Origin of the sequence: Streptomyces sp. NPDC053542, from assembly GCF_044544685.1 — a bacterium.
GTDB lineage: Bacteria > Actinomycetota > Actinomycetes > Streptomycetales > Streptomycetaceae > Streptomyces.
In genome coordinates this window covers 47697-60541 of sequence record NZ_JBITXL010000008.1, presented here as the reverse complement: position 1 = coordinate 60541, position 12845 = coordinate 47697, and the positions used below count along the sequence as shown (strand labels likewise).

The 12845-nt window shown below is 71.0% G+C and carries 13 protein-coding genes; 5 read left to right on the top strand and 8 right to left on the bottom strand.

Annotated elements, in window-relative coordinates:
* Positions 1-26: 26 nt before the first annotated feature.
* Positions 27-443 (bottom strand): VOC family protein, encoded by a 417-nt coding sequence (locus ACIGXO_RS22920; protein ID WP_399789831.1) that lies wholly within the window; start codon positions 441-443, stop codon positions 27-29.
* 138 nt (positions 444-581) lie between these two features.
* A complete protein-coding gene (locus tag ACIGXO_RS22915) occupies positions 582-1034 on the bottom strand; it encodes a helix-turn-helix domain-containing protein (protein WP_399789828.1) in 453 nt (150 codons plus the stop codon).
* Positions 1035-1144: 110 nt separating this feature from the next.
* Between ACIGXO_RS22915 and ACIGXO_RS22910 the strand changes: the two genes are divergently transcribed.
* The 3 genes from ACIGXO_RS22910 (at position 1145) to ACIGXO_RS22900 (ending at position 2753) form a co-directional block, all read left to right on the top strand.
* Positions 1145-1654, top strand: a complete 510-nt coding sequence (locus tag ACIGXO_RS22910; RefSeq protein ID WP_399789826.1) for a helix-turn-helix domain-containing protein — start codon at positions 1145-1147, stop codon at positions 1652-1654.
* A gap of 27 nt (positions 1655-1681) precedes the next feature.
* Complete coding sequence (locus tag ACIGXO_RS22905; protein WP_399789823.1) at positions 1682-2305, top strand: hypothetical protein; 624 nt, start codon at positions 1682-1684, stop codon at positions 2303-2305.
* A gap of 103 nt (positions 2306-2408) precedes the next feature.
* Positions 2409-2753 carry a DUF2516 family protein gene (locus tag ACIGXO_RS22900; protein WP_399789821.1) on the top strand — a complete coding sequence of 115 codons (345 nt, stop codon included), beginning with the start codon at positions 2409-2411 and terminating at the stop codon, positions 2751-2753.
* Positions 2754-2822: 69 nt separating this feature from the next.
* Here the strand turns inward: ACIGXO_RS22900 and ACIGXO_RS22895 are convergent, their stop codons facing one another.
* Entirely contained in the window at positions 2823-4253 is a 1431-nt protein-coding gene (locus ACIGXO_RS22895) for a SpoIIE family protein phosphatase (RefSeq protein WP_399789818.1), read from the bottom strand.
* A 347-nt stretch (positions 4254-4600) separates the two neighbouring features.
* On the bottom strand, positions 4601-5662 hold the full coding sequence (locus ACIGXO_RS22890; protein ID WP_399789815.1) for an NlpC/P60 family protein: 1062 nt from the start codon (positions 5660-5662) through the stop codon (positions 4601-4603).
* A gap of 386 nt (positions 5663-6048) precedes the next feature.
* Between ACIGXO_RS22890 and pstS the strand changes: the two genes are divergently transcribed.
* Positions 6049-7170, top strand: coding sequence for a phosphate ABC transporter substrate-binding protein PstS (gene pstS / locus ACIGXO_RS22885; protein ID WP_399789812.1), 1122 nt, complete (start codon positions 6049-6051; stop codon positions 7168-7170).
* A gap of 110 nt (positions 7171-7280) precedes the next feature.
* Here pstS and ACIGXO_RS22880 read toward each other — a convergent pair whose 3' ends face one another.
* Positions 7281-7748, bottom strand: a complete 468-nt coding sequence (locus ACIGXO_RS22880; RefSeq protein ID WP_031055560.1) for an RDD family protein — start codon at positions 7746-7748, stop codon at positions 7281-7283.
* Between the two features lie 283 nt (positions 7749-8031).
* Between ACIGXO_RS22880 and glnA the strand changes: the two genes are divergently transcribed.
* Complete coding sequence (glnA, locus tag ACIGXO_RS22875) at positions 8032-9441, top strand: type I glutamate--ammonia ligase (RefSeq protein WP_399789809.1); 1410 nt, start codon at positions 8032-8034, stop codon at positions 9439-9441.
* Positions 9442-9519: 78 nt separating this feature from the next.
* On the opposite strand, the gene ACIGXO_RS22870 is transcribed toward glnA, so the two are convergent.
* From ACIGXO_RS22870 to ACIGXO_RS22860, 3 genes are all read right to left on the bottom strand, one after another.
* Positions 9520-10281, bottom strand: a complete 762-nt coding sequence (locus tag ACIGXO_RS22870) for a GNAT family N-acetyltransferase (RefSeq protein WP_399789807.1) — start codon at positions 10279-10281, stop codon at positions 9520-9522.
* Between the two features lie 306 nt (positions 10282-10587).
* Complete coding sequence (locus ACIGXO_RS22865) at positions 10588-11964, bottom strand: hypothetical protein (protein WP_399789804.1); 1377 nt, start codon at positions 11962-11964, stop codon at positions 10588-10590.
* Positions 11961-12773, bottom strand: a complete 813-nt coding sequence (locus ACIGXO_RS22860; RefSeq protein WP_399789801.1) for a hypothetical protein — start codon at positions 12771-12773, stop codon at positions 11961-11963. The genes ACIGXO_RS22865 and ACIGXO_RS22860 overlap by 4 nt, the downstream gene beginning before the upstream one ends.
* Between the last annotated feature and the right edge of the window lie 72 nt (positions 12774-12845).

Below are 12845 nucleotides of genomic sequence, written 5' to 3'. Positions count from 1 at the left end.
ACTCATGTATCGCTCCGGCCCGGCTCTTACTTGGCGAGGCGCTGGTTGAAGCGGAGCATGTTGCCCGCGGGGTCGCGGAAGGCGCAGTCGCGGACCCCGTACGGCTGGTCCATCGGCTCCTGCAGCACCTCGGCACCCGATGCCTGGATGCGCTCGAAGGCGGCGTCGACGTCGTCGGTCGAGAAGATCACGCCGCGCAGCATGCCCTTGGCCAGCAGTTCCGCCATGGCCTGCCGGTCGGCCGGCGAGGCGTTCGGGTCGGCGGCGGGCGGTTCCAGCACGATCTCCACGCCGGGCTGCGACGGCGAGCCGACCGTCACCCAGCGCATTCCCTCGAACCCGACGTCGTTGCGCACCTCGAGCCCGAGCACGTCCCGGTAGAAGGCGAGCGCCTTGTCGTGGTCGTCGACGGCGATGAAGCACTGCGAAAGGTTGATGTCCATGACGCTCACGCTACGGGCGGGGCGCGCGCCTGGCTTCTCCATTCCTGACCGGTTCCGCACTCCCGGCCGCTTTGCCGTTCTTGGCTGATTCCGCGCCCCCGGCCGCTCGGCCGTTCTTGGCCGGTTCTTCGCCCCCGGTCACTCCCCTGTTCGTGACCGGTTCCGCGCTCCCGGCCGACTCCGCGCCCCGGCCCGTTCCGCGTTCCGGACCGGGCGCGTGAAGATCTTGGCGACGCAGGCCGGGATGGCCGCGCCCGCCTCGTGCCGGCGTGCCCGGTACGCGCTGGGGCTCTCGCCCACCAGCTCGGTGAACCGCGAGCTGAACGAGCCCAGCGACGTACACCCGACCGCGAAGCAGACCTCCGTCACCGACAGGTCGCCGCGTCGCAGCAGGGCCTTGGCCCGCTCGATCCTGCGGGTCATCAGATAGCTGTACGGCGTCTCCCCGAAGGCGGCGCGGAAGCTGCGGGAGAAGTGGCCGGGCGACATGTGCGCCGCGCGCGCCAGCGCGGGGACGTCCAGCGGCTCCGCGTACTCGCGGTCCATCAGGTCACGGGCCCGCCGAAGCCGGACCAGATCCTCGAGCGTCACCCGCCCAGCATCCCACGCCCGGTCGCGGAAACCGCTCGCTCAGCCATGATGCGGCACACTTTTGCTAGCGGGTGCTTGCAATAGTTAGCGAATGCGTGCAGGATCGGGGTATGGCATCACTCAACGTCGGCAATCTCGGGGAGTTCCTGCGGGAGCAGCGGCGCAACGCGCAGCTCAGCCTCCGGCAGCTCGCCGATGCCGCCGGGGTGTCCAATCCGTACCTCAGCCAGATCGAGCGCGGCCTGCGCAAGCCGAGCGCGGAGATCCTGCAGCAGCTGGCGAAGGCCCTGCGGATCTCGGCGGAGACCCTGTACGTACAGGCGGGGATACTCGACGAGCGGCGGGATCCGGACGGGCTGGAAGTGCACAGCGCGATCCTGACCGATCCGGCCCTGAACGAGAAGCAGAAGCAGGTGCTGCTGCAGATCTACGAGTCGTTCCGCAAGGAGAACGGCTACAGCTCGGACATCGCGCGCGCCGAGGGTCTGGACCTCGACCGGACCGCGCCGGAAGGCGAGCACGGCGGCGGCGATGAGCACGGCAGTACGCGCAAGGGCAGTACGGGCAAGGGCAAGAAGCAGGGCACCCAAGAGGCCGACGGCGACCCGCACGCCACCTGAGCAACCGATTCCAGGAGGAAGAACGCCATGGCCATCACCGACGACCTCCGCAAGACGCTGACCGACCCCACCCCGCTGTACGCCCTGGCCGGTACGGCCGACCTCGCGAGCGAGAAGCTCAAGGAGGTGCCGGCGCTGGTGGAGAAGATCCGCGCCGAGGCGCCCAAGCGCTTCGAAGAGGTGCGCACCACCGACGCCAAGGCCGTGCAGGACCGCGTGTCCAAGCAGGCCAAGGAGGCCCAGGACAAGTTCTACGAGCTGCTGGGCTCGCTGGACACCGACCTCAAGAAGATCCGTGAGCAGGCCCAGGACCTCGCGCTCCAGGGCGTGGGCCGCGCGGCCGAGTACGCCGTCAAGGTGCGCGAGGGCTACGACGAGCTCGCCGAGCGCGGCCGCGGCGCCGTGCAGACCTGGCGCGGCGAGGTCGCGGACGAGGTCGAGGAGCTGGCGGTCGCGATCGAGCCGGAGCCCGAGGAGCAGCAGAAGTCCGGCGCGGCCAAGTCCGAGCCGGCCAAGGCCGGGGAGACGAAGGCCGGCGAGAAGCCGGCCGCCGCCAAGGCCGAGGAGGGCGCGAAGTCCGAGCCGGCGAAGAAGCAGGCCCCGGCCGCCCGCAAGACGACGGCCAAGAAGACCACGCCGCCGGCGAAGTAAGCCGCGGGGCAAGGGGAGCGGGCCGGGCACGTGCGACGTGCCCGGCCCGTTCTACCGGTACGGTGACGAGGACAGTCCGACAGTCAACGGGTGGTGGAACGGCATGCTGATCCAGGGATTCAACAATCTGCTGTGGCTGATTTCGCTCGCCTTGCTGGTGTTCAGCGCGTTCGCCTTCGTCGACTCCGCCATCCGCCGCGAGGACGCCTACCGCGCCGCCGACAAGAAGACCAAGCCGTTCTGGCTGATCATTCTGGGCCTGGCGACGCTGGTCAACGTGCTCTTCGGCGTCATGTCGTTCCTGCCGATCATCGGTCTGATCGCGACGATCGTGTACATGGTCGACGTCCGGCCCGCGCTCAAGCAGGTCTCCGGCGGCGGCCGCGGCCCGCGCCGCGGCGGCTCCAGCTCCGACGGCCCGTACGGCCCGTGGAACGGCGGCCGCTGACCGCTCCTCCGAGGCGGCTGCTGACCGCGCCTCCGAGCCGGCCGGTCAGAGCCTGTGAGGAACAGGCTCTCAGCCCCACGCGCCCCCGCGGTCCAGCAGCAGGACCGCGAGGTCGTCGGTGAGTTCACCGCCGTTGAGGTCGCGCACCTCCGTGACGGCGGCGTCGAGCAGCGCCTCGCCGCGCAGCCCCGCGGCCATCCGGGCGGCCACGAGATCGACCATCCCGTCCTGGCCCAGCCGCTGACTGCCGTCCCCGACCCGGCCCTCGATCATGCCGTCGGTGTACATCAGCAGGCTCCAGGAGCCGCCCAGCGCGATCTGGTGGCGCGGCCAGCGGGCGCGCGGCAGCAGGCCGAGCGCGGGGCCACCGCTCTCGTACGGAAGCAGCCGCGGCGGGCGGCCTGCCCGGGCCAGCAGCGGCGCCGGGTGGCCCGCCAGGCAGACCCCGGCGCTCCGCCCGTCCGGCGCGATGTCGACCGTGCACAGCGTCGCGAAGATCTCGTCGTTGTCGCGCTCGTTCTCCAGCACCTGCTGGAGGGTGGAGAGCAGTTCGTCGCCGCACAGGCCGGCGAAGGTCAACGCGCGCCAGGCGATACGGAGTTCCACGCCGAGGGCCGCCTCGTCGGGACCGTGCCCGCAGACGTCGCCGATCATGGCGTGAACCGTGCCGTCGGGCGTGCGGACCGTGTCGTAGAAGTCGCCGCCGAGCAGCGCACGGCTGCGTCCCGGGCGGTACCGGGCGGCGAAGCGCAGGTCGGAGCCCTCCAGGAGGGGGGTGGGCAGCAGCCCGCGCTCCAGCCGGGCGTTCTCCTGGGCGCGCAGCCGGGACTCGGTGAGCTGGCGCTGCGCGAGGTCGGCGCGTTTGCGTTCCACGGCGTAGCGCACGACGCGGCTGAGCACGGCGCCGTCCAGCTGGTCACGGGAGAGGTAGTCCTGCGCCCCGACGCGCACGGCCTCGGCGCCGCGCTCCGCGTCCGCCTCCGCGGTCAGCGCGAGCACGGCGTGGCGCGGGGCGAGCCGCAGAACCGCGCGCAGCGGCTCCAGCTCGTCCGGTGCCACGGTCTCCCCGGCCTCGGGGCGGCTCTCCCGGTCCCCGGCCTCCCGCGCCTCCCGGCCGCCCGGCATGGCCGCCAGGTCGAGCAGGACGCAGTGCACGTCGTCGGTGAGCAGCCGCTGGGCCTCGGTGAGGTTGCGCGCGGTGCGGACCCTGACCTTGTGGCCCTGGCCGTCGGACATCTCCGGTACGGAGCTGGTGGGGTCCTCGCCGATCACCAGCAGGGTCAGCCCGTGGCCGGTGGTGCCCGGCGCGGCCGGCCCGGGCGTGTGTGCCGGATCCGGGAGCGTGTCCGCGCCGTCCTGCGGGCGCGCGGCCTCCCCCAGCGCCGCGTCCCGCGGCGCGGGCTCCCCCTGCGCAGGGCGCGCGGACTCGGGCGCGCCGTTCGCCGGCCCCGCAGCCGATGGCAGCAGGGCCGTGCGCTGGCGCGGTCCGGGTACGGGCATGTCCTCTGGTTCCTTCCCTCCCCCCGAGGGTGCGGCGGCGGTGACCGACCGGCGCACCACCGTGCCCGGTTCCGCGCCGCTCATTGGTCCTACGAGCGGTGCGCCACCGGGCACTGGAAGCCGACCTTAGCGCCAGTACGGGCCCGTACGGAATGGCGGCCGACACGCGGCCACGACCATAAACCGGGTTACGCCAGCGATTTGGCCGTCCTGGGGAGAAATGCGGAATGACGAACATCACCCCGGGCACACGCTCGGCAACCGGACGGTGACGTTGTTTTCGCCGTCCCGATGGCGGAATCACAGGGCGGACACAGCGCGCACACAGCGCAATACGCTACGTCGGGTCAGCGCTTCGCGTCCGGCCGTACGACGCCCAGGATCCGCATCGATCCGGCGCCGGCCAGGGTCACTTGGCGGCCGGGCCGCGGGGCGTGCACGATGGCGCCGTCGCCCAGGTACATCCCCACATGGCTGGCGTCCTCGTGGTAAATGATCAGATCCCCTGGACGCATGTCCTCGATGTCGATGTGCGGCAGTTGCCGCCATTGTTCCTGTGACGTGCGCGGAATGGGATGGCCCGCCGATTCCCACGCGCGCATGGTGAGTCCGGAACAGTCAAAGGTGTCCGGGCCTTCCGCGCCCCACACGTAATCCTTGCCGATCTGTTCCGTCGCGTAGGAAATCGCCCGCTTGCCCGCTGCGGACGCGGTACCGCCGATGTCGGCCAGGATTCCGGAATCCAGCCATTTCGTCTGTGCCTGCCGGGCCCGGTCCTCTTCCAGCTTCTTCAGCCGGGCCTTTTCCGCCGCCTTCAGCCGCGACTCGATCCGCTCCGCGGCGTCGATCTTCCGCTCGATGTCCTTCTTCGCCGCGGCCTTCTTCTTCCGCTCTTTCTCCAGCTTCTCCCAGCGCGCGGTGGCGTCCTCGGCGTAGCCCTGCAGATCGCTCTCCGTGCGGGCCAGCCGCGCCAGTACGCCGCGGACCGCGTGCTGTCCCTTGCGGGCGAGCGTGGCGTGATCGAGGAATCCTTCCGGGTCCTTGTCGAGCATCAGTTTCGCCTCGGCGGGCAGGCCGCCGCCGCGGTACTGCGCGCTGGCCAGCGAGCCGGCCCGGCGCCGCAATTCCTTGCGTTCGTGCTGCGTACTGACGATGTTCTTCGCCAGCTTCACGATGTCCTTCTGCTGGCGCTCGACCTGTTCCTTCGCGGCGTTGTACGCGTCGGTGGCCCGCTCGGCGCGGCGGTAGAGGCCGTCGATCTTCTTACGTACCTCCTCCAGGTCCCGCGTGCCCGCCGGGGCCGGATCCGCGTACGCCGCCGGTACCGGGCCCGCCAGGGCGCCCGTCGCGCACAGCACCACGGCCGCGCAGACCACCGCCGCTCCCCGCCCCACGTTCCGCCGTTCCACCGGGCTCCTCACGGGCCACCTCCGGTCATGTCGCCGTACGCGTCGTCGGGGAGCGGACGCCCCCACCCCTGCAGCGGACCTCAGCCGCGGATGCTGCCATACCGGCCGGTAATACAGAAGAGCAGCGCATCACTTCTTCCGGTAGATCACCGTCCGGTCCGGTGCGCAGCGGACAAACCGGCCGCACTCATCCGACGGCCGAGGTTCACCCCGCGTTCACTCCGCTCCTTCGGCGGCTTCACCTGATCTGCCTAATTTCGGCCTTACCGAGTGCGCGTCATGCCCGGAAGGCGGCGCGGCACCGCATAGCTGGACACCTCAACTGATTCATTTCACGGCCCAGCACGCCACTGACCACGGCGGGCCCCAGGAAGGAACTCTCGACAGTGAAGCTTCAGCGCAAGACCCGGGTTCGCGCCCTCGCCGTTGGCGCTCTCGCCGTCTCCGGAGCCCTGGCCCTCTCGGCGTGCGGCTCGGACGACACCACGGGCGGTCCCGGCGCCTCGTCCGCCAAGGCCGCGAACATCAAGTGCGACGGCAAGGGCAAGCTCCTCGCCTCCGGCTCCTCGGCGCAGAAGAACGCCATGGACGTCTGGGTGCAGAACTACTCCGGCGCCTGTAAGGACACCGAGATCAACTACCAGCCCACGGGCTCCGGTGCCGGTGTCACCACCTTCCTGCAGGGCCAGACCGCCTTCGCGGGCTCCGACTCGGCGCTCGAGCCGGCGGAGGTCGAGAAGTCGAAGCAGCTGTGCAAGACCGGCCAGGGCATCAACCTGCCGATGGTCGGCGGCCCGGTCGCCATCGGCTACAACGTCCCGGGTGTCGAGGACCTCGTCCTGGACGCCGAGACCCTCGCCAAGATCTTCGACTCGAAGATCACCAAGTGGAACGACCCGGCGATCAAGAAGCTCAACCCCAGCGCCAAGCTGCCCGACCTGAAGATCCAGGCGTTCCACCGCTCGGACGAGTCCGGCACCACCAAGAACCTCACCGAGTACTTCAAGAAGGCCGCGCCGAAGTCCTGGAAGTACGAGCCCGACAAGGCGTGGGCGGGCAAGGGCGGCCAGGCCGCCTCCGGCTCCTCCGGCGTCTCCTCGCAGGTCAAGCAGACCGCCGGCGCGATCTCCTACTTCGAGCTCTCCTACGCCGAGTCCAGCAAGGTGAACACCGTCAAGCTGGACACCGGCGCCAAGGAGCCGGTCGAGGCCGACGTCGACAACGCTTCCAAGGCCATCGCCGAGGCCAAGCGGGTCGGCAAGGGCAACGACCACGCCCTGGAGCTGGCCTACGACACCAAGGCCGAGGGTGCCTACCCGATCACCCTGGTGACCTACGAGATCGCCTGCGACAAGGGCAACAAGAAGGAGACCCTGCCGGCGACCAAGTCCTTCCTGACCTACATGGCCAGCAAGGACGGCCAGGCCGCTCTGAAGGACCTGGGCTACGCCCCGCTGCCCACCGAGATCGCCGAGCAGGTCCGCAAGACCGTCTCGACCCTCTCCTGACCCACCGGTCGGGGGGGGGGGGGCCCCCCCCCCCCCCCCCCCCCCCCCCCCCCGCCCCGCCCCCCCCCCCCCCCCCCCCCCCGCTTCTCCTTGTTCTCTGTGTCCGCGTCTCAGATGCGGACCTGGACCGCCCGCGCCAGGCGGTCGTGCAGGCCACGGCCGTCGCGGTCCCAGATCGCGGCGGGGATGACGATCATCAGCGCGACCGTACGGACCAGTACGCGGGGCAGCGACAGCCGGCCGCCGCCCTCGGCGACCACGCGCAGGCCGAGCAGCCGCTTGCCGGGGGTGAAGCCGACCGTGCCGACGGTCAGCACGCTCAGGACCAGGAAGACCAGCAGCGCCCAGTTGCTCGCCGCGTTCGCCTTGCCGCCGCTGAGCAGCCCGTACGCGATGAGCATGCACAGCGCCCAGTCGATGAGCAGGGCCACGAAGCGGCGGCCCGGGCGGGCGACCGAGCCGGAGCCGTGCTCCGGCAGTCCCAGCTGCTGCCCCCGGTAACCGAAGTCGACGCCCATGTCCTCGGCCGCCGCGCGGGGCCCGGAGAGCCACGATCCCATTGCTTGCCTGTTGTCCACCCGTCCACGGTACTGCGACCGCATACATTTCCCGCGGGGCGGGGCGCCGGAACGGGGTGTGCGGCGGCCACCCCGCCGTACGGGGTACGGGGCCGTCCCGGCACCCGGCCGGGACGCCACGACGGGCGACGGCCGCCGCGCGCCGGTTAACCTGGGCGAAACAAATGGGTCATGCTTGGGAAATCCCGCCTACCTAAGGTCGGGCGAGCGCGCCACCGCACATGGTCGCGATCCGAGGAGCAACCCCGAGCCGCCGACCGGTGACCGGGCTAGGAGGAGTTGGATGTTCCAGAACGCCGACGAGGCCAAGAAGTTCATCGCGGACGAGGACGTCAAGTTCGTCGACGTCCGGTTCTGCGACCTGCCCGGTGTCATGCAGCACTTCACGGTACCGGCGGAGGCGTTCGACCCGAACGAGGAGCTCGCGTTCGACGGCTCCTCGATCCGCGGCTTCCAGGCCATCCACGAGTCCGACATGGCGCTGCGCGCGGACCTCTCGACCGCCCGTGTCGACCCGTTCCGCCGGGACAAGACGCTCAACGTCAACTTCTTCATCCACGACCCGATCACCGGCGAGCAGTACAGCCGTGACCCGCGGAACGTGGCGAAGAAGGCCGAGGCGTACCTCGCCTCCACCGGCATCGCCGACACCGCGTTCTTCGGCCCCGAGGCCGAGTTCTACGTCTTCGACAACGTCCGCTTCGAGACGTCGGCGAACCAGTCCTTCTACCACATCGACTCCGAGGCCGGCGCCTGGAACACCGGTGCGGTGGAGAACAACCGCGGCTACAAGGTCCGCTACAAGGGCGGCTACTTCCCGGCCCCGCCGGTCGACCACTTCGCCGACCTGCGCGCCGAGATCTCCCTGGAGCTGGACCGCGCGGGCCTGAAGGTCGAGCGCCAGCACCACGAGGTCGGCACGGCCGGCCAGGCGGAGATCAACTACAAGTTCAACACGCTGCTCGCCGCGGCCGACGACCTGATGCTCTTCAAGTACATCGTGAAGAACGTCGCCTGGCGCAACAACAAGACCGCGACCTTCATGCCCAAGCCGATCTTCGGTGACAACGGCTCCGGCATGCACGTCCACCAGTCCCTGTGGTCCGGTGGCGAGCCGCTCTTCTACGACGAGCAGGGCTACGCGGGCCTCTCGGACACCGCCCGCTACTACATCGGCGGCATCCTCAAGCACGCCCCGTCGCTGCTGGCCTTCACCAACCCGACGGTGAACTCCTACCACCGCCTGGTCCCCGGCTTCGAGGCCCCGGTCAACATGGTGTACTCGCAGCGCAACCGCTCGGCCGCGATGCGTATCCCGATCACCGGCTCGAACCCGAAGGCCAAGCGCGTCGAGTTCCGCGCCCCGGACCCGTCCTCCAACCCGTACCTGGCGTTCTCCGCGCTCCTCCTCGCGGGCCTGGACGGCGTGAAGAACAAGATCGAGCCGGCCGAGCCGATCGACAAGGACCTGTACGAGCTCGCTCCCGAGGAGCACGCGAACGTCCAGCAGGTCCCGACCTCCCTCCCCGCGGTCCTCGACGCCCTCGAGGCGGACAACGAGTACCTCCAGCAGGGCGGCGTCTTCACCTCGGACCTGATCGAGACCTGGATCGACTACAAGCGCACCAACGAGATCGCCCCGATCCAGCTCCGCCCGCACCCGCACGAGTTCGAGCTGTACTTCGACATCTAAAGAGCGCGGCTTCCGCAGTACGAGGGCCGTCACCCCGCAGTCGGGGTGACGGCCCTCGGGCGTTTCTGGGCGCCGCGCTCAGGGGGTGACGAGGCGCGCCGAGACGCAGGGGTCCTCGTTGCGGTAGCCGAGGCGGGTGTAGAGGCGGTCGGCGGGGGTGTTGTCGGCCAGTTGCCAGAGGGTGCAGAAGCCGTGGTGGTGGACGGCGTGGCGGGTGAGCCAGGAGGTCAGGGCCGCGCCGAGGCCCTGGCCGCGCTGGGTGGCGTCGGTCGCGACGGAGGCCATCAGGGGGGCGCCGCTGTCGCGCAGGCTGCTGAGGGCGCCGCAGGCGACGAGCCGGCCGTCGGTGTTGCGGATGCCGGCCCACAGGCTGACGTCGGCGGAGCCGGGGCCGGTGGAGTGGGCGGGGCTGTGCTCGGCGAGGAAGGCGCGGATTTCGTCGTGATGGGACTCGTCGAGGGTGATCACGCGGTCCTCGGCGCGTTGGAGCGGGGGCTCCTCCAGCGTCCAGCGGAAGATCCACTCGATGATGTCGGTGACCGCGAGGTGGCGGGCCACCAGGGTTTCCGTGCCGCGGGGGCCGGTGAATTCGCGTACCCGGTCGGGAGAGCCCAGCGCGGCGCGCAGCACGAGGCCGGCGGCGGCTTCCGGCTCGCCGACGGACCACACATGGCCGCGGGCGTCGTCGAGCCAGGCGGCGGCGCCGTCGCCGGTCCAGCTGATCCGGCCGGCCGGGCGCGGCCGGGCGGCGCCGAAGCGCAGCAGGGCGGCGCCGGCCTGGCGCTCCAGTCCCTGGTGGAACAGGTCGGCGGCTCGGGGTGCGTGAGTCGTTGCCTGCATCGCTCTCTGGGTGGGGAGTACGGATGTCGGGAGGACATCAGTAGGGCACGGACATGGACAGGAGGAGAACGGGACTTTTCGGGCATGCGAGAAGCACGGCTCGGAAGGTCCGTTTGAGTTGGGGACCCCGACGACGGCTGCGCACGCGCGCGCCCGGTCGATCGGGGCGGACCACTGTGACACACCGACCCGGGGGCGGGGCAAATCCGGCACCGAGCCTGTCGGCCTGCGGACGCCGAGCGGCGCGAAGCCGGCCAAGAAGCCGGCCAGGGAGTCGGCCGGGAAGTCGGCCAGGGAGCCGGTACGTCAGTCGAGCAGGAAGAGGCTGGTGCTGTTGCCGGTCTCGCGATGGACGGTGACCTCGTCGGGGGGTGGTGACCCGGACACGACGAACGGTCTGCCGTTGTCGGTCAGGGTGTGTTCGGTGACCTTGCCGGCCTTGTCGGTGAGGCGCAGCCGTACGGTGAAGGAATAGTCGGCGTCGCCCGGTTCCACACCGAAGAACAGGGGGGTGCCACCGACGGGGGTTCCTTCCGGGTGGGCGAGGTCCAGCTCCCTTCCCGTCATGACCGGGAGTTCCGTGCCGGGTGCGGCACCCGTCAGGTGCACGGTCACCTCCTCGCGCTTGCGGTCCATGTCCAGCTGCCAGTTGTCGGCCAGGCAGGCGTGGGCCGGGCCGCCGCGCCGCGGCTCCGCCTTCTCGATGCGCAGGCTGACGTCCGCCGTGAGGGACTGCTCGGTGCGGGAGGCGACCTGCGCCACGAAGGTGCTGTGTCCGGTGTGCCGGCCGCCCGCGGCGATGAGCGTGCGGTACATGCGTACGCAGGGCACGCCCGGTACGTCCAGGCTGCCGGCGATCCGCCGGACGGCGGGGACCTCGTGGTCGGTGGTGAGCTGCCAGGGCGCCTGGGAGCCGGGGGTCAGCCAGAGCCCGCGGGCGGAGTGGCGGTGATCGCCGACCGTGCCGTTGTGGGGCGCGCGGGCCAGCGGAATGTTCCCGCCGCCGTACTTCCACACCTCCCGGTCCGCGTCCGTGGCGACGGGCGGGACCGGCGGGGCGAGGGTGAACGGCTTGCCGCCGTCGTCGATCCGGAGCTTCCGGGGCTTCCCGTTGTCGAGCACGTCCAGTTCGAGCCACCACTGGCAGGAGCAATCGCGGGTGCGAACCCGAATGGAGCCGCCGGTGGTGCCGCCCGGACGGACGTACTGGCTCAGCGGCCGGGCGGAGGCCGGACCGTCCAGGCTCTGCTGGGCGCGCAGCGGCATGCCGTAGCCCAGGACGGAGCCGCCGGTCTCGGAGCACGCCACGTCCCGGCCCGTCGGCAGCGGGAGGCGCTTGCCCTTGATCACTTTCACGCCGCGGATGAGCAGTGCCCGGTCGGCGGGTGCCGCGACGGTGAAGGCCGCGGTGGCCGTGCCCCGGGGGACCGCGGCGCGCTCGCTCGCCCAGGCGTGCAGCGGGAGGCAGCCGCCGGCCGGGGCGAGCAGCCGGCGCGGCACGGCGCTCCGGGTCGGTACCGTCGCCGTCCAGCCGCCCGATTCCCCCAGTACCGAGCGGCCGAGCACCTGGATGTCCGGGCCGCCCCCGAGCGTCTCCGGTCCGCCGGTCCCGGCCGCGGTGAGCGCTCCCACGACGGCTCCGGCCGTGAGCGCGGCGAGGAGCAGGAGGCCGCGGGGGCTCACGACCGTACCCAGGTGTTGGTGTTCTCGTCGCAGCGGTAGCGCGTCGCCCGCTTGTTCACCGGGCCCAGCGCGAACGGCTTTCCCCCGTCGTCGACGCGGAGCGTCCCCTTCGTGGTGCCCTGGGTGTAGTGGATCTCGATGACGTACCGGTAGAACTTCGGCCCGGCCGTCACCCGGACATCGAAGATCGCCGGTTCGTCCTGCTTCGCGAGCTGGATCTCCTCGGCGGGATAGCGGCCCACGAGCTCGTCCCCGTCGTACTCCTCCGCCTCCTTGTCCGCGCTCCCCAGGTCCAGCCGCACGCGGGTGACGCCCGTGCTGCCCTGGGCGCCGCCGCAGGAGAAGGCGGGGCCCGAAGGGACCGGCTTCTCGGCGGTGGTCACGGCCCGCACGCCCGTGATCACGACCGGCGACTTGGCGAAGTTCATGAGGGTGAGCCGGATGCGCATCATGCCCGCGTAGCTGCCGCCGTCCTTGACGAGGGCGTCGAACTGTCCGTCCGCGTCGCCGGCGGCGAGCCCGAGGTCTTCGAGATCCACGGGGTGCGGCATCGCCACCGTCCGTACGTCCCGGGTCCGGTCCCACCAGACCTGGGACTCCGCGTGCAGCCCGCGGCCGCCCGGGACGTTGCCCGCGCTGGTCAAGGTGTCGAAGTAGTTCGTGACCAGTGCCGCCACGAGGCTGCTGACCACGATGCCGGCGAGGGCCAGCCCCCAGGTCCGTAACTTCTGGAACCGGGCGCCGCCTTCCGTCGCCGCCTCCTCGCCTTCGGCCCCCGTACGTGCCGTCTCGACCCGTTCCTCACTCACGCGTCCCCCTTCCGCCGCACCGGCAACTCTGGTGCCGGAAAGGGGTTTTACCCACAGCGCGAGGGCCGCCAC